21 protein-coding genes and 3 pseudogenes are annotated in these 25,611 nt (G+C 47.3%); 17 read left to right on the forward strand and 7 right to left on the reverse strand.

Annotation, left to right across the window (positions count from 1 at the left end; all coding sequences use genetic code 11):
• The first annotated feature begins 2 nt into the window (after window positions 1-2).
• Window positions 3-989, forward strand: a complete 987-nt coding sequence (locus tag YC6258_RS25890) for a phytanoyl-CoA dioxygenase family protein (protein ID WP_052830588.1) — start codon at window positions 3-5, stop codon at window positions 987-989.
• A gap of 138 nt (window positions 990-1,127) precedes the next feature.
• Entirely contained in the window at window positions 1,128-2,162 is a 1,035-nt protein-coding gene (gene ftrA, locus YC6258_RS25895) for a transcriptional regulator FtrA (RefSeq protein ID WP_044619437.1), read from the forward strand.
• A gap of 124 nt (window positions 2,163-2,286) precedes the next feature.
• Here the strand turns inward: ftrA and YC6258_RS25900 are convergent, their stop codons facing one another.
• Window positions 2,287-3,138, reverse strand: a complete 852-nt coding sequence (locus YC6258_RS25900) for an SDR family oxidoreductase (RefSeq protein ID WP_044619438.1) — start codon at window positions 3,136-3,138, stop codon at window positions 2,287-2,289.
• 125 nt (window positions 3,139-3,263) lie between these two features.
• On the opposite strand from YC6258_RS25900, the gene YC6258_RS25905 reads away from it, so the two are divergent.
• The gene (locus YC6258_RS25905; protein WP_044619439.1) at window positions 3,264-3,686 is read left to right on the forward strand and encodes a winged helix-turn-helix transcriptional regulator; all 423 of its coding nucleotides are present in this window, start codon (window positions 3,264-3,266) and stop codon (window positions 3,684-3,686) included.
• 25 nt (window positions 3,687-3,711) lie between these two features.
• Here the strand turns inward: YC6258_RS25905 and YC6258_RS25910 are convergent, their stop codons facing one another.
• Window positions 3,712-4,239, reverse strand: a complete 528-nt coding sequence (locus YC6258_RS25910; RefSeq protein WP_052830589.1) for a formylglycine-generating enzyme family protein — start codon at window positions 4,237-4,239, stop codon at window positions 3,712-3,714.
• A gap of 233 nt (window positions 4,240-4,472) precedes the next feature.
• Between YC6258_RS25910 and YC6258_RS25915 the strand changes: the two genes are divergently transcribed.
• The 8 genes from YC6258_RS25915 to YC6258_RS25940 all read left to right on the forward strand — a co-directional run bounded on the left by YC6258_RS25915 (window position 4,473) and on the right by YC6258_RS25940 (window position 11,391).
• A complete protein-coding gene (locus tag YC6258_RS25915; protein ID WP_052830590.1) occupies window positions 4,473-5,435 on the forward strand; it encodes a transposase in 963 nt (320 codons plus the stop codon).
• Between the two features lie 252 nt (window positions 5,436-5,687).
• Window positions 5,688-6,194, forward strand: a complete 507-nt coding sequence (locus YC6258_RS25920; protein WP_044619440.1) for a peroxiredoxin — start codon at window positions 5,688-5,690, stop codon at window positions 6,192-6,194.
• 103 nt (window positions 6,195-6,297) lie between these two features.
• Complete coding sequence (locus tag YC6258_RS30450; protein WP_169749031.1) at window positions 6,298-6,447, forward strand: hypothetical protein; 150 nt, start codon at window positions 6,298-6,300, stop codon at window positions 6,445-6,447.
• A gap of 120 nt (window positions 6,448-6,567) precedes the next feature.
• On the forward strand, window positions 6,568-7,053 hold the full coding sequence (locus tag YC6258_RS25925; RefSeq protein ID WP_052830591.1) for a transposase: 486 nt from the start codon (window positions 6,568-6,570) through the stop codon (window positions 7,051-7,053).
• Window positions 7,054-7,123: 70 nt separating this feature from the next.
• A complete protein-coding gene (locus YC6258_RS30770; RefSeq protein WP_211264590.1) occupies window positions 7,124-7,384 on the forward strand; it encodes a hypothetical protein in 261 nt (86 codons plus the stop codon).
• Window positions 7,384-8,070 carry a hypothetical protein gene (locus YC6258_RS30775; protein ID WP_052830593.1) on the forward strand — a complete coding sequence of 229 codons (687 nt, stop codon included), beginning with the start codon at window positions 7,384-7,386 and terminating at the stop codon, window positions 8,068-8,070. The genes YC6258_RS30770 and YC6258_RS30775 overlap by 1 nt, the downstream gene beginning before the upstream one ends.
• Window positions 8,071-8,278: 208 nt before the next feature.
• The gene (locus tag YC6258_RS31475) at window positions 8,279-8,581 is read left to right on the forward strand and encodes a SidA/IucD/PvdA family monooxygenase (RefSeq protein ID WP_425402626.1); all 303 of its coding nucleotides are present in this window, start codon (window positions 8,279-8,281) and stop codon (window positions 8,579-8,581) included.
• A 650-nt stretch (window positions 8,582-9,231) separates the two neighbouring features.
• Window positions 9,232-11,391, forward strand: a complete 2,160-nt coding sequence (locus tag YC6258_RS25940; RefSeq protein WP_044619442.1) for a CHAT domain-containing protein — start codon at window positions 9,232-9,234, stop codon at window positions 11,389-11,391.
• A gap of 42 nt (window positions 11,392-11,433) precedes the next feature.
• Here YC6258_RS25940 and YC6258_RS25945 read toward each other — a convergent pair.
• Window positions 11,434-11,838 (reverse strand): annotated as a pseudogene (locus tag YC6258_RS25945) (transposase); the annotation flags it as partial.
• A gap of 112 nt (window positions 11,839-11,950) precedes the next feature.
• On the opposite strand from YC6258_RS25945, the gene YC6258_RS31095 reads away from it, so the two are divergent.
• The 3 genes and pseudogenes from YC6258_RS31095 to YC6258_RS31100 form a co-directional block, all read left to right on the forward strand.
• Complete coding sequence (locus YC6258_RS31095; RefSeq protein ID WP_342670619.1) at window positions 11,951-12,079, forward strand: hypothetical protein; 129 nt, start codon at window positions 11,951-11,953, stop codon at window positions 12,077-12,079.
• A gap of 336 nt (window positions 12,080-12,415) precedes the next feature.
• Window positions 12,416-13,990: a hypothetical protein gene (locus tag YC6258_RS25950; RefSeq protein ID WP_044619444.1), complete on the forward strand. Its 1,575-nt coding sequence runs from the start codon at window positions 12,416-12,418 to the stop codon at window positions 13,988-13,990.
• Window positions 13,991-14,347: 357 nt separating this feature from the next.
• Window positions 14,348-14,446: pseudogene (locus tag YC6258_RS31100) on the forward strand (transposase); the annotation flags it as partial.
• A gap of 231 nt (window positions 14,447-14,677) precedes the next feature.
• Here the strand turns inward: YC6258_RS31100 and YC6258_RS25955 are convergent.
• From YC6258_RS25955 to YC6258_RS25965, 3 genes and pseudogenes are all read right to left on the reverse strand, one after another.
• On the reverse strand, window positions 14,678-15,010 hold the full coding sequence (locus YC6258_RS25955) for a DUF5713 family protein (protein ID WP_082070903.1): 333 nt from the start codon (window positions 15,008-15,010) through the stop codon (window positions 14,678-14,680).
• A 92-nt stretch (window positions 15,011-15,102) separates the two neighbouring features.
• A pseudogene (locus tag YC6258_RS25960) lies at window positions 15,103-15,746 on the reverse strand (DUF6348 family protein).
• Between the two features lie 174 nt (window positions 15,747-15,920).
• The gene (locus YC6258_RS25965) at window positions 15,921-16,697 is read right to left on the reverse strand and encodes a 2OG-Fe dioxygenase family protein (RefSeq protein ID WP_044619445.1); all 777 of its coding nucleotides are present in this window, start codon (window positions 16,695-16,697) and stop codon (window positions 15,921-15,923) included.
• Between the two features lie 183 nt (window positions 16,698-16,880).
• Here YC6258_RS25965 and YC6258_RS25970 point away from each other — a divergent pair, with 183 nt between their 5' ends.
• From YC6258_RS25970 to YC6258_RS27780, 3 genes are read left to right on the forward strand one after another with little or no spacing between them, the layout of a single operon-like run.
• Window positions 16,881-18,014 (forward strand): ATP-grasp domain-containing protein, encoded by a 1,134-nt coding sequence (locus tag YC6258_RS25970; protein WP_044619446.1) that lies wholly within the window; start codon window positions 16,881-16,883, stop codon window positions 18,012-18,014.
• Window positions 18,011-19,126, forward strand: coding sequence for a hypothetical protein (locus tag YC6258_RS25975; protein ID WP_052830595.1), 1,116 nt, complete (start codon window positions 18,011-18,013; stop codon window positions 19,124-19,126). The genes YC6258_RS25970 and YC6258_RS25975 overlap by 4 nt, the downstream gene beginning before the upstream one ends.
• A complete protein-coding gene (locus YC6258_RS27780; RefSeq protein ID WP_052830596.1) occupies window positions 19,123-20,121 on the forward strand; it encodes a Rieske 2Fe-2S domain-containing protein in 999 nt (332 codons plus the stop codon). The genes YC6258_RS25975 and YC6258_RS27780 overlap by 4 nt, the downstream gene beginning before the upstream one ends.
• A gap of 11 nt (window positions 20,122-20,132) precedes the next feature.
• On the opposite strand, the gene YC6258_RS25985 is transcribed toward YC6258_RS27780, so the two are convergent.
• Window positions 20,133-25,469 (reverse strand): DNA repair ATPase, encoded by a 5,337-nt coding sequence (locus YC6258_RS25985; RefSeq protein ID WP_044619447.1) that lies wholly within the window; start codon window positions 25,467-25,469, stop codon window positions 20,133-20,135.
• Window positions 25,470-25,611: the final 142 nt, after the last annotated feature.

Below are 25,611 nucleotides of genomic sequence, written 5' to 3' on the forward strand. Positions count from 1 at the left end.
TAATGGAACAAGAACTTTATTGTCGTGGAGTAAAACTCAATCCATCACCGGAGTATCTCGGCGAGCTGCGTGACTCATCAAATATCCTTTCTGATGCGGATGCATTGAAGGCACGAATGGACGAAGAAGGATATCTGTTCTTCCCTGGTCTGATAGAACGAGAAAAAGTACTAAAAGCCCGCAGGGAAATTTTGTTGAAATACGCCACGATTGGCGAAATAGATAGCATCAACCATGATGTAATGGATTCAATTCTGCAGAAAAAAAGTTTCATAGGTAACGTAAATCTTGTCGCATTTACCGAAAGTATCCGCCGAGGAGCAGCCTACGAAGATTTGACCGAAGATATTCGTATCATGAATGTCTATGAAAAACTTCTCGGCGGTCCTGTCCGTACTTTCGAATTCAAATGGCCCAGGTTTGTACGACCTGGAGAGGGAACCGGTATCCATTCGGACAATATCTACGTCACCGGAGGAACGCAGAACGTTTGGACAACGTGGATCCCGATTGGCGATGTAGCACTGGAAGAGGGCCCTATTGTACTGCTGGAAAAGAGCCACAAATCACCTAAGTTAACAACGTACTGGGGCAAAGATGCCGATAAAGACAAAGTTGGCTGGCTTAGCGAAAACCCAACCGGAGTTCAGAAATCAATTGGTGGTCGGTGGCTTACAGGAAACTTCAAAGCCGGTGATATTTTATGTTTCGATGTACGCTTGGTACATGCTTCTTTGGATAACCGATCCTCCGTCAACCGTTGTCGTTTAACTTCAGATACCCGCTATCAACTACAGAGTGATCCACTCGATGAGAGATGGTACGGCGGCAACCTTAACCCCCATGGAGGACAGATGAAAGTTTTCCTGCCGGGTATGGCACGCCAAGTTGGAAACCGCAAGTTTGAAGAGGAATGGAAACCTGTAGATGAATTTGGACGCCTCGATATTTCCGCTGTAAATCCTGAAAGGCTGGTAACGGAAGAATAACTCTCATTCATTGGAATGAGATAAAAAAATTGTTCATGCAGCATGGCAACACACAGGGCGCGTTTTTTCGGTTTCATATGGATACACACGGCAAATTTGAGATAGGATTCAGATACGAGATTCCTCAGGAACAACACCATGCCAGAGCGAAGCATTAAACAAACTGCCGGCCCTAAGGTCGTGTGTCTCATCGGAGACGAACTTCAAGCGTTTGAGTTTGGGATTGCCTATGAGGTTTTTGGAATGCCCCGTCCTGAACTCGGTTCTGATTGGTATCAGTTCGGGGTTTGCACGCTGTATCCTGGAGTGGTTCGTACCAGCGGAGGTATTGAGACCGTCATCCGCCAGGGCCTTGAAGCATTGGATGATGCTGATTTGATCATCATACCTGGCTGGCCGGATATGGAAGCAACCGTTCCGACCGCTGTGACAGACGCGCTTTTGGCGGCTTATTACCGTGGAGCCCGTCTGGTTTCCTTGTGTTCCGGCGTGGTGGTATTAGCACATACCGGACTATTGGATGGACGCAGGGCAACCACTCACTGGCGTTTTATCGAGACCATTGCCGAGCGCTTTCCAGCGGTGATCTTCGATGCCGATGTCCTCTACGTGGATTTGGGAAACATACAGACAGCCGCAGGCAGCGCGGCTGGCATAGACCTTTGCCTGCACATTGTCCGACAGGATTATGGTGTCGAAATTGCCAATTCAATTGCCCGGGGTCTCGTTATGCCTCCGCATCGCGAAGGCGGGCAATCGCAGTTCATACCACAACCGGTACCCAAAGGTTATGAAGCATCACGGCTGGGTTCTGTCATCGAGGTCATGCAGCGTAACCTGCATAAAGAGTTGCCGGTCAAAGAACTGGCGGATGAAGCGGGCATGAGTCTGCGCACATTTCAGCGCCGGTTTGAAGCCTTGACCGGCCTGCCTCCAAGTGTGTGGATCTTACATGAGAGATTGCATCTCGCCTGCCGGTTACTGGAAGCGGATCAGAGTATAAGTCTGGAAGAAGTGGCGCTGAAAAGCGGATTTGGAACCGTGCCGACCATGAGGCATCATTTCCGGCAAAAAATGCAGGTCAGCCCGAGCCAGTATCGCAAAACATTTTCGCCGCTGCCGCCCCGTTCATTCCTGCCCGATGAATCCTTTGCCGGAACATTTCATGCCTGAGGCGTTTCCGATACCCACTGTTTTTCAGGTAGCCTGAAAACCATTCCCGCTATTCATAAGGGGCCACAACAACAGTGCAATTGAAACCACTCCCAATGCACTGTTGATATTTGCCTCGACCGGCTTACAGATATTCTCTGACCAGCTGACGCAGGGAAGCTGTCGGATGACCCGTCAATGCACTGATGGTATGGCTTTCATCGAACAGGCCACCTTTGGAAACACCGGTATCAGAGTTCGCCAGCAGGGCCGCAAACGGACCCGGCAGCCCGGCACCTTCAAGCGCCTTGGCAAATTCAGCTTCTTCCATATCAATGTAGGAAATCTTTTTACCGGACTCTTCACTGATAATCGCGCACAACTCTGTCAGGGTATAACTTTCATCGCCAGACAGTTCGTAAACTTTACCGGCTTGAGGAGCATCAAGGGTCAGCACCACTGCGGCGGCTTCCGCATAATCTTCACGGGCGGCAGAGCTGATTTTTCCATCTTTGGCACAGCCAATGAACCCGCCATTTGCCAAAGCCGGCGCAATGCTGACCAGATAATTTTCGGTATACCAGCCATTACGTAACAAAACATGAGGAATGCCGACTTCTTTCAGATAGGTTTCGGTGGCGACGTGCTCTTCTGCCAGCGCCAATGGCGAGCTATCTGCATGCAGCAGGCTGGTGTAGGCAATCAGCTCAACACCGGCCTGCTTGGCCGCATCAATCACATGTTTGTGCTGCTGTATACGCTGGCCCACTTCACTCGATGAAATCAATAATAGCTTGGTCACACCTTTCAGCGCCGTGACAAAGGTATCCGGTTGTGAGTAGTCCGCCTGACGAACTTCCACACCAAAATCCTGCAGAGTTTTGGCTTTATCCAGGTTACGGGCCAGCGCAATGATGTTATCCGCAGAGGTTTTCTGGAGTAGATGTTTGATGACCAATTGTCCCAACTGACCGGTCGCACCAGTAATTGCAATCATGGTTTTCTCCTGTTTTTTCTGAATTAACTCGATTTTGCATAGCTTGCCACTTATACTAACTAATTGTAAGTACGTACTTTTTGGTAAGTATGAAATTTTAATCCGGGCTAAACGGAGAAATAGCCATGAGCAGACGCAGTAAAGAAAGTCAGGGGGATTCATTAACCCAAAAATTCAGACGAGGTGACGTGCTTGCCAAAGAATGCCCTTCTCGCGGTGTGTTACAGGATGTGACCAGCCGTTGGGGGGTTCTCATTCTGTTTGCTCTGCTGGGTGGCACCCATCGTTTCAGCGAACTCCGAAAAAAAATTACCGGAGTCAGTGAAAAAATGCTGTCACAAACCTTACAGGCATTAGAAAACGATGGTTTCGTGAAGCGCATTGCGCATCCGGTTATTCCACCGCATGTTGAATATCAACTCACCGATACCGGCGTCGAAGTGGCGCGCAGAGTTGAAGAACTGGTGAACTGGATCGAGGTAAATATTGGAGACATTGTCGTCGCACAGAATCAATACGATGAGCGCAAAGCAAGTAACGGACGCTGACCAACGCCCAAACCACCGGCAAAGTTCAGAGGTTTCTCGCCACTCTGAAACCCAAATCATCAATAGTGTAGGTAGGATGGCTCCTTCTGCGGTTACTCGCCAGACAGCCCCGGGACTCATCCGCCCAGCCGCCGCCTCTGAAAATCCGGTAAGAACCATACACCTCGGGATCATACACATCCCAGCGCCATTCCCAGACGTTACCGAGCATGTCATGCAGACCAAACTCATTGGCCGCTTTCTGCCCGACCGGATGAGTGGACTGATCGGAGTTATCGGCATACCAGGCGATGTTCTCGACAGGGCCGTATTGCGCAGCGCTTGAGTTGGCGCGGCAGGCGTATTCCCATTCGCCATCGGTCGGCAAACGATAGCCATCTGCATCCGGAATCACGCTAACCGTTTCACCATCAACCTGGTAGTAGCACTTGAGTCCTGACAGGCTAGAAAGTTGATTACAAAACTGAATGGCATCCAACCACGAAACACTCTCCACCGGATGACCAGCATGCTGAAAGGTGGAAGGATTAACCTCCATCACCTGCCGATACATCAACAAAACAGGACACCCACCTTAACTTTGAGGCTTAGTATCCTGATATTCGCTGGATACTCGGTCTGAAGACATAGTATCCGGAATAATGAGCAAATAACACAAATAACACAAATAACACAGGACAAATAACACAGCAAATAACACAGGACACCCATCTTAACTATTGATATTCACGCCAACAACCGGCACTATTCGATACTGTATATTTATCAGTATAAGGATGTGTGATCATGACCCGATCAAGGAAGTCGCAAATCTCACTTGAAGCCACGCCTTATTATCACTGTGTTTCCCGTTGTGTCCGTCGGGCGTTTCTGTGTGGAGTTGATGCCCTCACCCGGATTAACTACGAACATCGCCGCCAGTGGGTTGAAGATAGACTGTTGTGGCTGGGTGAGATATTCGCCATCGATATCTGCGCTTATGCCGTCATGTCTAACCATGTCCATGTGGTGCTGCATATCAATGTACTCCAAAGCCGGCAATGGTCCGCAGAAGACATTGTGATGCGGTGGCATCGTCTGTACAAAGGCTCAGCACTCAGCCACCGGTTTCTGAAAGGTGATGCCTTCTCACCGGCAGAACAGCAAGCGTTTGAAGCCTTAGTGGCCCAGTGGCGGGAAACCCTGACCTCCATCAGTCGGTTTATGGCGGTGCTGAATGAAGGTATCGCCCGGCGTGCCAATGCCGAAGATCGCTGTACCGGTCGTTTCTGGGAGGGCAGGTTTAAGTCTCAAGCATTACTCGACGAACAGGCCTTAGCCGCCTGTATGGCGTATGTGGATCTGAATCCCATTCGAGCCAGCCTGGCTGATACACCGGAAACGTCCGACCATACCTCCGTTCAAATGCGTATTGTGTGCGCCAAGGCGTCCAAACAACCCAGTGATTTACTCCCTTTTGTTGGCAATCCCAGAGCAGACATGCCCGAAGGTTTGCCCTTCAAATTAAGTGATTACCTGGAATTGGTGGATTGGACCGGCAGAGCGATTCGGGAAGACAAACGTGGATTTATTGCAGAATCACTTCCTCCCATTCTGACCCGCCTGAATATTTCCGGTAAACAGTGGCAACAATTAACACAGCAATTTGAAAAACAGTTCAGGTGTTTTGCCGGGCAGAGGTCGTCGTTTGAGAAAGTCAGAGATTATTTTCAGTTAAGCCGAACGCCACCGAATTTGTTGGCGACCTGATTTCATATCACGCCATCAAGCATCCTACTTAAAAGCCTGGCTCCTCAAGTAACCTGCTACGCCTTCAGGTCAGCCAGAACTATATTTGTTTGCTTTGGAATAAGATGTATATAGTTTGGTTCTGTAGTAAACCTGATTCATTCGATTTTTTTTTGCAAGGTAGTAGCGAATCATCGTTGCCTTGTTTCGTTTTTTTATTTTAAAGTGGGTGTCCTGTTATATTGTCCTGATATAGAGAGTAGTCAAAGCATTATGTTAAGTTTCAAGCAATTGGAAGGTAAAACCTTTCCACCTGTTTCATTTTTATCTACCAATCAAGAAATGATCAACATTGGTAAAAGTGGCAATCGAGTAGTTCTTTATGTTTATCCTAGGACCACGCCCGCAGATGGTGTCCCTTTGCCGAACTGGGACGTCATTCCTGGGGCTAGAGGTTGCTCTATACAAGCACGTGGTTTTGCTTCTTTTTATACTGCAATTTTAAACACAGGAATATCGAATATTTACGGCCTATCAACCCAAGATACGGCCTACCAACAAGAGGCGAAGAGCCGGCTCGATGTGCCATTTGAGTTGCTGTCTGACCCTAAAATGCTTCTTGCGAAAGAGCTAAATCTACCGACATTTTCGGTAGAAAACCATGTTCTCTATCAGCGAATAACGTTTGTCATTTCCGACGGTGTAATAGAGAAAGTCTTCGCCCCAATCAAAGACGCAGCTGATAACGCAAGAGAAGTCCTAGCTTACCTTAATCACTAATTTCAATTTCTAGACACTTACATAAATAACATTTTTAGAGATATTTTATGAATAACTACAAACTTCTAGACACTTACATAAATAACATTTTTAGAGATATTTTATGAATAACTACAAACTTGTAGGGGTTGGCTTCGGCCCTTCAAATATTGCCTTGTCTATAGCTTTAGAATCACACGGAATAAAAGGCGCTACCGATGGGTATTTTAAAGTGGGTGTCCTGTTATATTCTGTTATATTCACAGCAATTTGAAAAACAGTTCAGGTGTTTTGCCGAAAAATAACACAGGACACCCACCTTAACTATTGATATTCACGCCAACAACCGGCATTATTCGATACTGTATATTTATCAGTATAAGGATGTATGATCATGACCCGATCAAGGAAGTCGCAAATCTCACTTGAAGCCACGCCTTATTATCACTGTGTTTCCCGTTGTGTCCGTCGGGCGTTTCTGTGTGGAGTTGATGCCCTCACCCAGATTAGCTACGAACATCGCCGCCACTGGGTTGAGGATAGACTGTTGTGGCTGGGTGAGATATTCGCCATCGATATCTGCGCTTATGCCGTCATGTCTAACCATGTCCATGTGGTGCTGCATATCAATGTGCTCCAAAGCCGGCAATGGTCCGCAGAAGACGTTGTGATGCGATGGCATCGTCTGTACAAAAGCGCAGCACTCAGCCACCGGTTTCTGAAAGGTGATGCCTTCTCACCGGCAGAACAGCAGGCGTTTGAAGTCTTAGTGGCCCAGTGGCGGGAAACCCTGACCTCCATCAGTCGGTTTATGGCGGCGCTTAATGAAGGTATCGCCCGGCGTGCCAATGCCGTGAACATAACAGGACACCCACCTTAACTATTGATATTCACGCCAACAGCCGGCATTATCCAATACTGTATATTTATCAGTATAAGAATGTATGATCATGACCCGATCAAGGAAGTCGCAAATCTCACTTGAAGCCACGCCTTATTATCATTGTGTTTCCCGCTGTGTCCGTCGGGCGTTTCTGTGTGGAATTGATGCCCTCACCCGGATTAGCTACGAACATCGCCGCCAGTGGGTTGAGGATAGACGGTTGTGGCTGGGTGAGATATTCGCCATCGATATCTGCGCTTATGCCGTTATGTCTAACCATGTCCATGTGGTGCTGCATATCAATGTGCTCCAGCAGAAGACGTTGTGATGCGGTGGCATCGTCTGTACAAAGGCTCACCACTCAGTCACCGGTTTCTGAAAGGTGATGCCTTCTCACCGGCAGAACAGCAGGCGTTTGAAGCCTTAGTGGCCCAGTGGCGGGAAACCCTGACCTCCATCAGTCGGTTTATGGCGGTGCTGAATGAAGGTATCGCCCGGCGTGCCAATGCCGAAGATCGCTGTACCGGTCGTTTCTGGGAGGGCAGGTTTAAGTCTCAAGCATTACTTGACGAACAGGCCTTGGCCGCCTGTATGGCGTATGTGGATCTGAATCCCATTCGAGCCAGCATGGCTGAAACACCGGAAACGTCTGACCACACCTCCGTTCAAATGCGTATTACTTGCGCCAAGGCATCCAAACAACCCGGTGATTTACTCCCTTTTGTTGGCAATCCCAGAGCAGACATGCCCGAAGGTTTGCCCTTCCAATTAAGCGATTACCTGGAATTGGTGGATTGGACCGGCAGAGCGATTCGGGAAGACAAACGTGGATTTATTGCAGAATCACTTCCTCCCATTCTGACCCGCCTGAATATTTCCGGTAAACAGTGGCAACAATTAACACAGCAATTTGAAAAACAGTTCAGGTGTTTTGCCGGGCAGAGGTCGTCGTTTGAGAAAGTCAGAGATTATTTTCAGTTAAGCCGAACGCCACCAAATTTGTTGGCGACCTGATTTCATATCACACCATCAAGCATCCTGTTTAAAAGCTTGGCTCCTCAAGTAACCTGCTACGCCTCCAGGTCAGCCAGAACTATATTTTTGTTTGCTTTGGAACAAGATGTATATAGTTTGGTTCTGTAGTCACCCTGATTCATTCGATTTTCTCTCAAGGTAGTAGCGAATCATCGTTGCATTTTTTTGTTTTTTTATTTTAAAGTGGGTGTCCTGTTGTATTTTTTTGGCGTCAAATTATCCAAACTCGAAGATAATTATCAGTCATCGCGCCTATGCAATGCGACCAGAAGATGACAGTCATTTTGTTAATGAACTTTTCATGCCTAGCGCTGTAGATGATTTTTATGAGATGCCAACCGATAAGCGACAAAAAGTTATCAAAGATTACTGGCATGTAACTCACAACGGAGTTACAAAACATGACAGGACACCCACCTTAACTATTGATATTCACACCAACAACCGGCACCATTCGATACTGTATATTTATCAGTACAAGAGTGTATGATCATGACCCGATCAAGGAAGTCGTAAGAGTAAACAGGACACCCATCTTAACTATTGATATTCACACCAATAACCGGCACGAAAAACAGTTCAGGTGTTTTGCCGGGCAGAGGTCGTCTTTTGAGAAAGTCAGAGATTATTTTCAGTTAAGCCGAACGCCACCGAATTTGTTGGCGACTTGATTTCATATCACGCCATCAAGCATCCTACTTAAAAGCTTGGCTCCTCAAGTAACCTGCTACGCCTCCAGGTCAGCCAGAACTATATTTTTTTTGCTTTGGAGCAAGATGTATACAGTTTGGTTCTGTAGTAAGCCTGATTTATTCGATTTTTTTCTCAAGGTAGTAGCGAATCATCGTTGCCTTGTTTTGTTTTTTTATTTTAAAGTGGGTGTCCTGTTGTATTTCCGTTGTATTTTGTTGACGACCTGATTTCATATCACACCATCAAGCATCCTGTTTAAAAGCTTGGCTCCTCAAGTAACCTGCTACGCCTCCAGGTCAGCCAGAACTATATTTTTGTTTGCTTTGGAGCAAGATGTATATAGTTTGGTTCTGTAGTAAACCTGATTCATTCGATTTTTTTGCAAGGCAGTAGCGAATCATCGTTGCCTTATTTCGTTTTTTTATTTTAAAGTGGGCGTCCTGTTATATGTCCGCATTATTGGGAGTCACTGCTTTGGCTTTTAATCAAAATCATCTTGTAAAAATTTCTTATGTCGTAATGTTAGATGAAGCAGATGATGATCTAACAATCTTTAATGAATATCCTATCACACTGATCAATAAACTGGATATTCTGAAGAAAATACCCGAACTACCTAAAGACTTGTGTGAAGTCTTTTGTTCAAAGGAAACAGCGATTCAACTAAGACTTTCAGGAGTATTTGACGGCTACACGATTGTATTTGCTAAAGATGCCTCAGAGATCTTTGAAGTTGAAAGTGAAATTAAGGTCGTCTTTGTATGGGATGGTTTTGATACTGACCTGGAGCTGCCAAGAGCTCTATACGTCGGAAATTCAGATATAAACATCAACCCGAAATACAAATGCAAGCTTGATGAAATCAATCGTCAACGAATTGTTTCTTATATATATGAAATATTGAGTGGACTCTCAGAGCCGCAAAAATCGTATATCTCAGAGCTAGAGGAGTTGTATGAAAATGATACTTCTAATCACATGATAGGTTGTGACTACATTTTCAATCGTTCTATAGGTACCGAGGCAAACCTGATTGCTCTAAGTTCTGCCAAACTAGACTATTCTTTCGAAAGGTATCGTTATGAATACTCGGAGGAGAATATTGTAGAGACAATTAACGTTATAAATCGCATACGCAAAGAGATTTCTGAAAATAAATGCCCTGATATCGCAGTAAGAACAAATAGCATCGTAATTTCAGATATGTCAGCGAGCTTAGACTTTCAAGTCAATAAGCTTGAATACACACAAAATGCATTGAAGGGGAAAGGATTTGACGATCCTATATCGCTCACAAAAGCGATAAAGTTAGTGCTAAGGAACGGCATTGATGAGAAAACAGAACGATCTGAGTATGTAGATCTGGCATACATTGAGAGAAACCTTATTGAAGTTTTAATAGGCATCTATCTATCTTCAAATATCATGCCCTGTGCAAAAATTCCTTTATCTAACTCAGATCTGTACGGTGTTTTAAAGGATATTGGTATCAATGGCAGAAAGTACAATAAAAAAGGATTAAAAAAGAAATATATTGAGCTTAGGAATATACTGCATAAATTCACACTAGAAGCGTTTGATTACCTCAGCGAAAGAAATTCGTCAATGGTAAAAATAGTTTCGAACCTCCCAATTGAATGGGCATATCATAATGGGCTACCACTTATGGTTAGGCATGATGTGAGTCGTTTACCTATCTCACCGGGTTGGCTTGCAAATAGGGTTATATTGGATACATCAAATATACATGTTGATATGGATTCTTTTAGCAATGTCCTTGTAATTAGCTCTTTTAGGGAAGATGACATAATTAAAGAACATCTTTCTTCCAAAATAGAGGTATTTAATGGTATGGCTTTCAATAGAAAGACCAGCGATAAAAGATTCAAAGTAACAATCGATAGAAAAGAGCCTTCTAATCGCGAGGAGTTGATCGCTATATTAAATGGATCAAGTACTCCAATCGTTGTATTTGATATGCATGGTGGCCACTCCGAAAAAGAGGGTGGTGTAATATCACTTAAGGATGAAGCTATTTCAATTTTTGATATTGTACAAGCCGCCAGAATACCTCCAATTGTCGTTTTAAGTTCATGCGATACAAGTCCAATTGATAGAAGCCATTATTCAACAGCCAATGCATTTCTAGCTGGCGGTGCAAAAACGGTCCTTGCTAGTGCTTTACCGATTCTGAGTCATGAATCCTCAACATTTATCATTAGACTATTTGTTCGATTACAGGAATATATCCCCATTGTTATTGACAAAGAAAAACGTAGCTTGCAATGGTCATCTTTCATGTCAGGCATGATAAGAAGGACGTTTTATACTGAGTTTATAGACTACCTGATAAAGGCAGGAAAAATCGAAAAAGATTGGCGTAGTCAATTAAACTTCGTTGCGGGAATGTGTTTAGACCCACTTCAAGAGGATTTTCATTCTCGTATCATTTCATCTTTTGCTAAAGAACTATGCATAAATGAATCGGAGGTGCAAAGAATTATTGACGAAGATTTTATTTTGCCTGAATGCTTGAAGTACCTACAGTATGGAAGTCCTGAGAGAGTAATTATAAACTCGCCAAGTCATATCCCATTATCTCAATAAATGATATTTTGAGGGTGTTCAAAATTCTGTGTCAGCTAAAAATCACAGCACCATGTGATCATCCGATCGTCCTTCAAAGTGTATTATCAGTTGCGATAGCGTGAGGTTTCAATTCTGTACAGGATGCGTCCAGCGCTCGGACGCTTTCAGTATCCCCGCATACAGTAATTTGAGCAAACTGTTTTCGTTTGCAAAGCCACCTTTGATTTTGGTGAGTTTGCGGAACTGTCGATGAACCGCTTCGACCGCGTTGGTTGTGTAAATTGCTTTCCGGACGTATTCCGGGTACTTAAAATAAGTCGAGAGTGTTGGCCATTTCGTTCGCCAGAATTGAATGACCATTGGATATTTATCGCCCCATTTTGCATCCAACTCGTCCAGTGCAATTTCGGCTGCGTTGATCGTGGCAGCCTTGTAAACACACTTCAAATTGGCCATAAACGCTTTCAATATAACAGGATACCTAACATAACAGGACACCCATCTTAACTATTGATATTCACGCCAACAGCCGGCATTATCCGATACTGTATATTTATCAGTATAAGGATGTATGATCATGACCCGATCAAGGAAGTCGCAAATCTCACTTGAAGCATCGCCTTATTATCATTGTGTTTCCCGCTGTGTCCGTCGGGCGTTTCTGTGTGGAGTTGATGCCCTCACCCAGATTAACTACGAACTGTAGTGGTCAACTAATTTTGGCCACCCCTTTATAGTTTTTGAAGTATTCTCAATCACAAGATTTGCCCATACGCGACTTCCTTGATTTTCGTCAATCTGAATCCGAAAAACCTAAAAACATTTATCATAACCACTGGACTGACCAATATTTCCGATATAAACGCCATGTCGACTTCAAGTTAATATGCAAACTTAGCATTTAACATATACCTCTACATGCTCTACATTAACTGACAAGAAAAAGGACCTGTTTTCGCAGTCTATTGCCATATTCTTTGGCGGTCTTTGAAGTTTTCTTACTCACGAAAACAATAAAGGTATCCGTACCAAGGAGATTTCCATGAAAGTGTTTCAGCAGTTTCTTCAACTCCTGACAGCTCTACTCCCTCTATCAAGCATACTACTGTCGTTGATTCTCACACCCACGTTTGCCTCAGCAGCCAATTCTGGAGATGTGGATCTCGACAATGACGGTCTGATCGAAATCGAAACCTTAGAAGAACTCAATCAGATGCGCTACAACCTTTTCGGTACCAGCCTTACCGATGAGTATGGCGATAGCAACAGCGAAGGTTGCCCCGCCTCCGGTTGCAAAGGTTATGAACTGGTGAATGATCTGGACTTCGATACCAATGGCAATGGAAAACTGTTTGATGATCCGTTCTGGAACAGTCGTCGTGGCTGGGAGCCGGTTGGCACTGAACAATTTCCATTCCAGGCTATCTTTGAAGGCAATCGTCATAAAATCGAGAATTTATATATTCATCGCACCGAGGAGGTCTGTACCGGTTTGTTTGGAGCAGTGATGGGGGTATCCATTCGAAACCTGAACCTGAGAGGACCGTTAGCCAAAATCTATGCCGGAAACAGAGCAGGAAGCCTGATTGGATGCATTGTCCAGGACGGTGACGAGAATATCATTGAAAACAACCATAGCAGTGTGAGTGTTTCCGGAGGCCACACCATTGGCGGCCTCATTGGCAACATTTTTACATCCTATTCAAACACCCAAATTATAAATAACAACGCCACCGGTGTGGTTCAGGGAGACAATAGCATTGGCGGTCTGATCGGCAATGCAACTGTATTTTCAAAAAACTCATTCCTCACCATCTCAGATAATTACAGATCCGGGGCCACGTATGGAGATACTGACGTGGGAGGATTGATCGGGCGTTACTCGACCGACCTCGGAGCGACTTCCACAGTCAGCTATGGGTTTGTCGATGGCCGTGTAACCGGTGTTGAAAATGTAGGTGGATTGATTGGAGAGGTTCACCTGGAGGCATTCCTTAATTTAAATATTGCCAACGTAACAACGTCCCACTCTTATGCCCGGGTTATCGCAAAAGGCAATAATGCAGGCGGGCTCATAGGGTTAGTTTCGATTACCGGAGAGGAGGATATTACCAGACTGTATATCAACACAAGCTCTGCCTCTGGCATGGTGGAAGGCATAGATTATGTCGGCGGTCTCATTGGCGCCCTGTACGCAAATGACACGATAAAACAGGAGAACACTTATGCTACTGGAAAAGTTCTTGGCAACCAATTTGTTGGCGGCCTGATAGGCTATATCGGTACCAGCGAATTCGCGCAGAATACGTTCAGGAATAATTATGCGACTGGCACGGTAAGAGGCAATAATGATACTGGTGGTCTGGTTGGTAACCTGTATGTCAGGGATGTCGGCGACTGGTATTCAAATGGATTTGTATATACATATGGAAACTATTGGGACACCGAAACCACCAGACAAAGTGACAGCGCAATCGGTGACGGCTACAGCAGTGCAGAACTCAAATGCCCGCAACAGCCGGACGATCCAACCTGCATGACTATACTCTATCATGGGTGGAGTCCCAGCATCTGGTATTTCGGAACCTCCAGCGATTATCCAAAACTACAGAGATAATCATCACCGTTAAGTCCTTCCAGTTCAGGGAGAACTACTTAATATACTAACTTCTGGAGAACCGCTGGCTGTTATCTTTATGCTGTCTCAGAACAAGCATAAGTCAGGGGCAGCGGTTCTCTTTCCAGCTCATAATGATTAACACTAAAAACCACGACTGGTATGTCATTGATAATATCCCCATAGCTATGGCGCTCATCAATGTGCCGGACAAAACGTTTGATAGGGAAAAGTAAAAGACAGTAAAAAGGACACCCAAAAAAAACAACACAGGACATCCATCTTAACTATTGATATTCACGCCAACAACCGGCACCATCCGATACTGTATATTTATCAGTATAAGGATGTATGATCATGACCCAATCAAGGAAATCGCAAATCTCACTTGAAGCCACGCCTTATTATCATTGTGTTTCCCGCTGTGTCCGTCGGGCGTTTCTGTGTGGAGTTGATGCCCTCAACCAGCTTATTTTAAAGCGGGTGTCCTGTTATATTCCAGCGAGACTATAAAAGAGAGACTTACAGCGACGGCCAAACGAAAGATTTTAAAATTGAAAAGCATAATAATTTCTCCACTGCTGCCCCATTTATCTCAGAGAAAGGATGGTCTTTATTCACTCAATAAGCTCACACAATACCGTTTGACCCATACAGCACACAAAGAGTCCGGATCTTTTCTTGTAATTACCAATCTCTCGTCGCGACCATCTCTTCCAAATCTGCATTATCAAAACCATAGGTTTTGGCAACGAGTTGAAATGCCATTGCAATGTCATCCCTGGCGGCGGTTTCGATTTCACTGCCACTGTCTTCAAAAGCTTGCTGAAGCTCATTGATCTGTTCAGTCGCCTGACAAGTGATGCAATACAGTGCCGGTAAATTTTCGGGTTGTCTTGTTTCAATATCGGCACATACGCCCAGAATAATATCTCTCAGCTTGTCTACCAGATGATTGGGAAAATAATCATCGCGATACATTTCCTGAAGCAGTGCATCTTTATCAATTTTCAATGACACAATCTTTTCTCCTTCCAACACTTGAGAATCAAAACAATTACCGACATTAATAAAACGGTTCAGGTACTCCGAGGCAATGATATTCCATCAGATTAAGCAATTTTATTTTCTATCAGCATTATAAAATTGCGAACACTGTAGTAACCTTGTTTTTTAATCCATGGCAATGATTTCAATGCCAATAACCCTGCATCCCATATTTCATTATTGTTTAATGCTTCAAAGGTTTGCTCGCCAGATACATTGCAAAAAAACAGCGAAACCATGACGGGTTGGTATTCAAAGACTCATTCTTAATGACCTGTGCGATAACAGGAAAAAATCCATCAGGAATCGTGGCATTAGTTTCGATACTGCCACGGGTGCCAATATTGCCGATAAACGCCGTATATTCTTTTCCATCGATATGCCAGTGTTCGATCAACACCTGATCCGGATCGGTTTGGCCCCAGAGCGAAGCAAGCAACACATGAAAAGAGTTAACACAGAAATTATGTAATGCGTCATTGATTGCACTACGACCCGAGCCAATACCTGCGAAACTCTCCGTAACGGTTCGTCGGTCCTCAAGTAATACTTCCACCTCCAGACAACCGTTTTGTTCTCTGGGATACCAGATCGCTCTGATCGCCGGTAGTTTGCCCAGGGGAACAATCCACTCGTTGCTGATTTGAAACGGTATTTCATGAGCAGACATCAATTCAGATAATTCTTTTTCAAGTGTTATTGGTTCCATGAAGTACCTTGTGGTTTAGAATATCCCTGCATTGCCAAAGTGGAATACTCTTCGGCCAAAATATTAATTTATGCGGTATTGCAAGATGGATAGTCTTTATTCTTTTTCATAGGGTATCGACATGAAATGAGACCCTGTCAGTGACAGAGCGTATGCCACATCTCAGCTACCGTTTTAATGCCCGGCAACCCGCAAACGGTCTTTAAAGGTCACCACCAGAATATCACGATAACCCTCCACGGCAGGATCGGTTTGCTGGATGGCGGTGACGCCGTGAAGAATTTCCCGGTCATTAACAATGGCCATGCTCAGAGGTTCGCACAGGGTAAATTCGTCGAGCAGGTTTTGACGGTGATCGAAGATCTGGCTGATGCCGCCTTCGACACCGTAGCGGTTGATCAGTACCATCATGACGAAATCGACCCCATCACTGTGCACGCCTTCGGGGGTCGGCAGGCCACGTTGATGATGGCTGGCCTCTATCCGAAACTGGTGAGCCTCAATGTGCCAGCTGGATTCGGGCGCCAGACGGGAAAAGATCCGGCATCCGGTGTTCATCACTGCGGCAAATATGCGGCTGCTTTTGACAACGTCGGTCATCGGCTCATAGTAACGCAGTATGCCACCGTTCAAGGGGTTGTAACTCAAACTCTGATAATGAGGTTGATGCGGTTCCGACCGCCAGGTTTCGGCACCGGGGTGAGCGCTGAAGGTGGCATGGCGACGACGACGATAATGACCACCGTCCGCCATGTAGGGATCCTCTTTCAGGTCATGCCAGCTGTCAGCAAACAATTGCCAGTCGTTCAGAGCCGCAGGGTCTTCGGCCAGCAACCATTGCTGCAAATCCTCTGCCGGCACGTGGGCATAATAATGTTGTTGCAGGATCTCCTGAAGATCATCGATCAGATCTGGATCGTCAACCGTATCGTCTCGCACCGGTTCAGTCATGGGGCTCGTCCATCATTGAGGAAAGCAGAGTGTATCAAGTTCTGTTCGGTTGTTGAAAAACATCCTGCATGGGTTCAAAAAATCCTGTCTGCCAGTTTCCGGCAACTGTGCGCCAACCGGATGATCACGTTACAATCCGTTGACTGGCCATAACTGCCAGACTGTAATCCCCGGAGACATTGAATGTCCAGATTGTTAATAACCGGCGCCCGCGCACCGGTGGCGTTGGAGATAGCGCGAAACCTGCATCGGCATGGGCATATGGTATTTACGGCTGATTCGTTACGTTTTCCGCTGGCAGCCAACAGCCGGGCGGTCAGCACTTATTATAAGATTCCGTCTCCCCGCGATGGCATAGCTGCTTATACCCGGGCATTGTTGGAGATCATTCATCGTGAGCACATTGACTACCTGATTCCCACCTGCGAAGAGATTTTCTACATTGCGTTTATTCGCGAGCGGTTAAGCCCTTACTGTCACGTCTGTTGCGGCGATTTTGATCTGCTCAGTCGTCTGCACAGCAAACTTGAAGTTCTTAACCTGTGCCGTGCACTACCCGTACAAATTCCTGCGACACAGGTCATCGATGATGTTAGCACGGTGACGGCAGAGGCCCTGTCCGGTCGGGTGGTCAAAGGGGAGTTCTGTCGTTTTGGCACGGGCGTGTTATTACACCCCACCCACAGACAGCTATGCCAACTGCGTCAGCAACTGCATGGGCGTCTGTTGTTGCAACAGAAACTCACCGGCAACGAGTACTGCAGTTATGCCATTGTGGTCAATGGTGAGGTATTTGCCGAGGCCATCTATCGCCCGACTCATCGTTTAACTTCAGCAGCCGGAATTTATTTTGAGCCGGTTGTTCATCCCGCCATTTCACAGTTTATTGCGGAATTTTGCCGTCATTATAAATTTGACGGACAGGTGGGTTTTGATGTGATGATTGTCGACGATCAAGTGTATTTACTCGAATGCAATCCGCGTTGTACCAGTGGTGTTCATCTGCTGGCGGAGATGGATCTGTTCGCCGCGTTTACGGGTACCCGGAAAGCCGAAGCGGTACTACAGCCAGCGATGATCACCCTGCCGATGTTGTTGATCGGCCTGCCACTGGCGCTGAAAGACCTGCGCCTGCGGCAATGGTACAGAGACTTTCGTCGGGCCAGGGATGCAATACAGCAAAAAGGGGACAAACCATTTCTGTTGTTCTCGCTACGGTCTCTGGGCGAGCTGATCATCAGAGCCTGGCGACAGCGATTGCCTCTTCGTCAGGCGTCAACTGTGGATATTGAGTGGGATGGAGAACCGATTTTATGATTTCTGTTATTCGACCTCCCCAAGCTGATGCCACCGATCCGGTTGATCGTTATTTGTCGGCATTCAGCGAAGACTCACCACCGATGATACAAAACGTGGAAGCCGGCTTTTCGGTGTGGTCGGGCGCTCACGATCTGGCACTGCCGGTCACAATCAATGATCATGAATATGATAACAGTTATGTCTGCTCGCCCTATACAGCACTGGTACCGTATTGCTTACAGGAGCTGTCGAAGCTGAATAATCCGTTGCTACGGGCCATGATCCGCAGGCTGATATTGTTGATGGCCGGAAGTCTGAAAAAACATCAGATCAATAAAGTGGTGCACGTTAATAACTGGTTATTATCCACTAACCTTTATATCGATGGCCTGGAAAACAAGACAGATCAACTGATTCAGCCATTTATCAGCAGGTATGACGATCACGCCTTAATCTTCAGGTCGTTAAATGAATTTGCCAATGCGCCATTGCTGTCCGGCTTTCGCGAAGCGGGCTGCCTGATCGTTCCGACCCGACAGGTCTATCTTTATGATCCGTCCCTGAAGGATTACTGGAATACTCATAATTACCAGATCGATCAACGCCTGCTGACCAAAACGTCTTATCAATATGTTAGCGGTAGTGCCATCAATCAGGACGACCATGCCCGTATCGTCGAGCTGTACAACATGTTGTATATACAGAAATATTCCCGCCATAACCCGCAGTTCACCACAAGATTCATCGAGCAAATCAGTCAACACCCTTACTTTCAGCTGGAAGGCTTCCGTAATGCCGATGGGGTGCTGGATGCCGTGGGCGGGCGCTTCAGCATTAGTCACACCACGACCTTGCCGATTGTCGGTTATGACACGACCAAACCCCAAAAACTCGGCCTTTATCGTATGGTGCTGATGTCAACCATGCAGCACGCTCATCAACAGGGTTTGTGTTTCAATGCCAGTTCCGGTGCCGCCGGTTTTAAACGCTTGAGAGGGGCAGTGCCGATGATTGAATATTCTGCCGTGTATGTCCGCCACCTGCCCCGCGCCAGACAACGTATCTGGCATCGGCTGGCGTTTATTTTGAACCGGTTGTTTGTGCCGGTCATGCAGAGATATGAGTTATGAGCATAACCTTAAGCGGCCCACCATGGACCGCTGTCATCGCGGCCAAAACACTGAAGCGCAAACCGTTATCGATCCATTTTCAACAGCAGCCTGTCGTATTGTTCCGCTCTGATGACCGTGTCGCGGCTTTGCTTGACCGCTGTCCTCATCGAGGCGCGCAATTGTCCACCGGCAAAATATGTGGCACTTCGTTGCAATGTCCATATCATGGCTGGCAGTTTGATATTTCCGGTCATCAGACTGGTTTTCCCGGAGTGCCCGCAACAGGAAAATGTCCGGCCTTCAGCGTCAAAGCCTTTGAGGCGATGGAAGAGGGTGGATTGATCTGGCTGCGCGAACAGGTACCGGGTGCGGATTCCGCAAAGCGCTTTTTGCCGGAAGTCCATCATTCACATACCTGCTTCACCGTCACAACGTCGATCAATGCGAAGCTGGTCGATGTTGCCGAAAACTTTCTGGATGCTCTGCATACACATTTGATTCATCCAGGCATTGTCCGCTCCCGGAACCGCCAAAGGCATGCGTGCGATGTCAGCGTGACTCAGGTGGAGGATGGTTATCAGGCTTTATATGTGGAAACAAAACAGCAGTCAGGATTGGTCAGTCGGTTATTCGGGCAACATATCCGCCATAGCATCGGCCGGATACGACACCCTGGCATTGTGGAAATAGAATACCATTCAGATAATGGCATAGAACTGTCGGTGGTGATCTATCTGCGACAAGAAACCGAGCAGTGCTGTCAGCTGATTGTCCGTAACTATTTTCGCCGCCGGATGATTCCGGGCTGGTTGCAGCAGGCGGTGCTGGCGCCGTTCCTGTATTTGACCTTGAAGCAGGATAAACACATTCTGGAATCAAGCGCCCTTCACCTGAGCCGCTATCCGGATTTTCAGCCCATCATCAGCCGTTATGATGTCATGCGTCCCTATATCGAAAAGGCCCTTAAAGGCCAGATTGATGACACCTACGAACGATTGCAGCTGATGCTGTGAAGGAAAACGGATCAGGCGTCCGTTTTCCCTTCTCCATCTTTAAGGCTGGTTTCCAGCGCTTTTAGCTGTTCAGAAATATCCTGTATTTTTTTCTGGGTCTTTAAATCAATATCGATTTTACGATCCATACTGCGTACCAATGGATACAGACTGTTTTGCCAGGTATCGGCCAGTACTGAGAGAATATTTTCCAGTCCGGGCATCGGTGGTGCGGTGACATTCAAATGCGGTTCCAGTTTCACTTCCGGTGCCTGTTGGTTGAACTGGCTCAACAACGCCAGCAGATTTTGCTGGAAGCCGGCATTTTGCTGTATTTCCTGCAAACGTGCCTGTTGTTGCTGCTGTTGGGCATCCTGACCGAGACTGATGTGCTGATTGAGATGCTGCATGCCTTCCACCAGATCCACCAGTTGCGCCACGACCCGACCACCGATATCACCATCACCGCCCATGGCTTTGTTGCGCTGAAAATCTTTTTTGATCTGTTGCCAGCGTTGCTGCTGCTGGTCAGTCATGTGATTGCGCAATTCTGCGAGTTTGAGCAGGTTTTCTTCGGCACCGGAGGTCAACAGCTGCGATTCACCGAGGTAATGATCATCGATCATCTGCATCAGTTCACCATGATTCATGACCGCAGACACTTTTTCGGCCATCTTGTTCATGTTCCGGTAACTGCCCTGCAACTTGAACGAGGGTTCGGTGCGGTAGCGATCATCCTGAGCCGCAGAGGCGATGTATTGCTGATTGATTTTCAACACCACATCCTGAATGACAAACAGCTTTTGCAAGACCGTTTTCATTTCATTCAACTCGGCACCACTGTAAGGATATTTGAGGTCCGTCGCGGCAATGGCTTCACCGCCGGCCATGGCAATAATTTTATATACATCGTCCATTTCCCGGGTCGCCAATGGTGCCAGCACGGAGTTGGAGGTCAGGGAGTTTTCGATATAACTCAGTGCAAACTGTTCGTCCATGCCGCCGAGAATATCACCGAGGTTATAAATATCTGCCCGGTTGGCAAGCATGTCCGGCACTTTAAATGCTTCGCCGGATTCGGTATAGGGGTTACCAGCCATGACCACGCAGAACTTGCGACCGCGCATATCGTAGGTTTTGGTCTGGCCTTTCCAAACCCCTTCAATACGCCGGGTGCCGTCACACAGGGAAATGAATTTTTGCAGAAATTCGGCGTGAGTATGTTGAATATCGTCGAGATACAGTATGACGTTATTGCCCATTTCCAAGCCGAGGTTGAGTTTTTCCAGTTCCTGCCGGGCAGTGGCATTGGGTGCCTGGGCCGGATCAAGAGACAATACATCATGACCCAGAGATGGACAGTTGATCTTCATGAAGATCAACCCGAGTCGGTTGGCCACATATTCCATCAAGGTGGTTTTACCGTAGCCGGGCGGCGAAATCATCATCAACAGACCCATGAGGTCGGTCCGCTTGTTCTCACCCACGGTGCCCATTTGTTTGGCCAGGTTGTCACCAATCAATGGCAGGTAGGATTCATTGATCAGGCGGTTACGCACAAACGAACTGAGGGGACGGGGTTTGAATTCATTCAACCGCAGCTTACGCCGTTCGGTTTCAATAATGTCCTGCCGCAACTGCAGGTAACGATGATAACCAGGCACCACCTCCTGCTGGTGAGCGCGCAGCCGTAACATAAAGCCATCGACGGAAAAGCGCAGGCATTGCTGATCCATAGTCGGGTGATCACCGAGCAGGCCGGATACTTCGAGTTCCAGATCAGTCTGTGTAGGCCGGCGTTCAATACGTTCCCCGGCATTCAACAGCGCCACCGCTTCCGGCACATAGCGTTGAAGATGCGTCAATTGTCTGCGTTTTACCATGGCGGTCAGCCAGGCTTCGCCAAGCTTCCAGCGTTCATGAATGACACCGTGCAGTTGTTCCTGGGCACTTTGGTAGGTGCGCCAGCTGGCTTCATCCAGAGAGCGGCGGAATTCGTCGATCAACCGCTGAGCGTACTGGCTGCCGATAAACTCCAGCCGTTCACGACCCAGTTCGGCCACCAGATAGGCGGCACTTTGCTGTTGTTCGAGGCTGGAAAATGCCATGGGATACTGTTCCAGAAAGTCGGCCAGATGTTGGCTGACTTCCTGTTCGAGATTGCGAATGGCGTCCTGGTCACCATACAGCTGTTGCAACAGCGCTGCCGATTGGGCACGTTGCTGCCAGGTGGCGGCCAGTCCGCTGAGTTCATCGATACGGGCCCGCCCGGGTAACACTTTCTGAGTACCTAGTGGCTGGATCAGGTTGGCCCAGTATATTTGCGCCAGCGCCCGCGAGCGTGGATTGAAGACCAGCAGATCGGCACTGTCCAACGCCGGAATCAGCTGCCGCAGTATTTGTGCGGCATCCACATCGTGTACACCTTTCTGATAACCTTCCCGGTAACGCGGGGTGGCGAAATCACGCACCAGCTTCAGCAGCCGGTCCTCATCGAGCAGCGCCTGGGCGAGCGCTTCACGGTCAAATTCAACACCTTCCTCGGCAGCCTGAAGCACCAGCAAGGCCAGATATTCCGACCGGTAAACCTGTTTCGATTCGGAGATCAGTGACATGTCCCAGTAGGGCTTGAGTGCCTCAAGCTCCGGATTTTCGACGGTTTCAAAATACTGGGTTCCGGCCAGGTGAAAACAAAGCCGGCCGTCACGGGGCAGCATGGTCAGATCCAGTTCCTGAGTATTCACGCTGAAGCGATGGCGTGGCCCCAGTTTGATGACATTACCGCCATCTTCATAGATATCGGATTTGTCCCGCAGTGATCGCAGCGCCTGTTCGCTGATGCCTTTCAGGCGCGATTCGATGTCGTCTGCGTTAACACTGCTCTCCAGTTCACGCAGCCGCTCTATGGATTCTTTGGCTTTCTGCACCAGTACATCGGCAGCGAAAAAGGTGTTCAGTTCTTCCGCATCGGTAAACTTGAGCGCCCGCCGTTCGATACTGGCGAGAATACGACCGGCACCATCGACAATGGTTTGCGCCCGTCGTTGCCGTTCGTCCAGCAACTGTTGTTTATGACTTTCAAACGACTCATAAACTTCTTCACGTTTCTCCATGATGTCGGCGAGAAACTGATCATAGTCACTGAACTGGCTTTCCAGTTCCTCCAGCTGCACCAGCAGCCGTGACAGTTGTTCGTCACAGCGTTCTGGCGTAGTGGCCTGCCCCAGCGCATTGGTAATACTTTGGGAGAATAATTTGAATTGCGCGCCAAACTGCGCCACGGCTTCTGCAGAACCGACATTTTTCCGTTTATTGGCTGCCCGTGCACCGGACTGATTGAGACGCGCATAGACATCAGAAATGGTATCGATGATGCGGGTACGAACATTGGCATCGGCCACTTTCAAGGTGGCCATCAGTTCAGAGAGCAGATCCAGCCCGGATGTCATACCGGTAATGGTTTCAATCAACGGTTCAAGCACGACCAGTGTTTCTGCAGTGTCGATATCTGCATTGATCTGGTCAATTTTTTCCAGATACGGTGCGAATGCCGCTTCTCCCTGGAGAAACTCAACGGTACGCTCACTCAACTCGTTCTGGGCTTTGACCAACTGATTATCAAGCTCAGCGATACGTTTGGTATCGATATAACGCAGCTCACGGATGGTGGTCAGGTGACCACGCTGACGGCGCAACTGATCCAGGGCAATCACATATTGTTCTGCTGACAACCAGTTATCGGGACGTGCGGCACGCAGGATCTCCTGCTGTTTTGTTTCTGCCTCTGCCATGGTTTTGGCGGACTGACGGCGAATGGATTCGACTTTTTCAAATTCATCGATGACCAGTTCAGCGGTCGTGGAGACTTCTTTCAGCAGGCTGGCGATGTCAGATACATCTGCCTGTTCGATCCAATAGTGATGATCGAAAAACTTCTTGCTGCTGACACTGAGTTCTTCATAAAGCCGGGCCGATATGCTCTGGTTCCGGATCATTCTGACCAGGCTGTACAGATCGGAAATACCCCGCACCAGCTCGGAATTGCCGATACGGCCATAAAAACTGTTGGAGGGTGGCGTCTGACTGGCGAACTCTTCACTGACAAACGGAGTCGTCCAGATCTGCATCGGATGCACCCGGGTGGGCTCGCCATCGGCGGAAAAAATCACCAGAGTGCCGTCTTCACTGAGGGCATAACCGTGCCCCAGAATTGGATTCTGAATGGCCTTGTCAATGAGGTTGTAACCCAACAGACAGACCTGCCCGTTCACTGGCTCATAGAAGGCATACAACACATCCTCACCATTGGGAGAACGAATCTGGCGTTTGAACTTAAGCCCCTGAATTTCTTCATCGAAGGTTTTGTATTCACCGTTCTGTAGATAATAGCCGCCGGGAAAAATGATGCCGTGGTCTTCAGGCAACTGGATACATGACTGACCAATCGCATCGATGCGCAGCACCTTTTCGGTCAGGGTGTTAAACACCAGGTAGCGCCATTTTTCTTCCTGATACGGCAGAATCTTCAGCAGTACCAGATCGCCAACAACGGCGTAAAAGATTTTGGCATCGTCGATGGATTGGGTACCCACCTCCACCGGTTCACGATAAATACCCAGGCCATTATCAGTATTGTTTTCCACCTTGATGGTCAGATCACCATTGATGGTTTCCACAAACACTTTATCGGCAATATTGATATGTGGGTGCCGGCCTTGAACGGCATCGTCGCGAGTGGTTTCATGCCATTCGAAATCGAAGGCTGAAGGCAGTTGGATATCACGCTCACCACGATTATCGATGTATTTGACCTCACGGCCATCAGCGGAAACAGCCCAGCGAAAAACCCGAATATCCTCAAGTCGTTCGCCAATTTGAAAACCGGCCAGTAATTTTCCGTCTTTAACCGTCAGTTCCAGCAGCCGTGCATGTTTATAGTAACGATAGAGTTCATCAAAATCGTTGACAAAGCTGCGGTCGGCCAAAAATGTGCCTTCTGCAGAAACAGCTTCAACATCCTGTTCACTACCCTGGCCCTGCAACTTGAATAATGCAAAAACGTCATCGACGCGGGTTTCTTTTTTCAGGCCGATGTAAACGTTATAGCCAAATAACATCCACTCACCAACCTGAACCATGTCGCGCGGAATACAGTTATTTTCCGTTCTGACCCGGACACGGGCAGCCACTGACATTTCTGAGGAGCCGAACTCCTGCAGTCGGTTGTCATTTAACTGTCGGGTAAGCTGTTCGAGCTGACGCCCCTGATCCAGTAAACGTTTGCGAATGACTTCATATGCCCCACCTTCTGCGACCGCTGATTCTGTCAGATGGGTTTCGGTCTGATCGGTTTCTGGTTGTTGAGCCATGGTGTGATTCCAAATTCCTTGTTTTGACTGAAAAGTTGCCAGGGCGGACAAACGTCCGACCCCGCAGTTCCAGGCCCGGAGGAAAGATCCGGAGCAAGACTCCGGAAACGGCTCCAAAGAGCCACAGACCTGGAACAATCAA

The sequence above is a fragment of the Gynuella sunshinyii YC6258 genome (genome assembly GCF_000940805.1).
GTDB classification, from domain to species: Bacteria; Pseudomonadota; Gammaproteobacteria; order Pseudomonadales; family Natronospirillaceae; genus Gynuella; species Gynuella sunshinyii.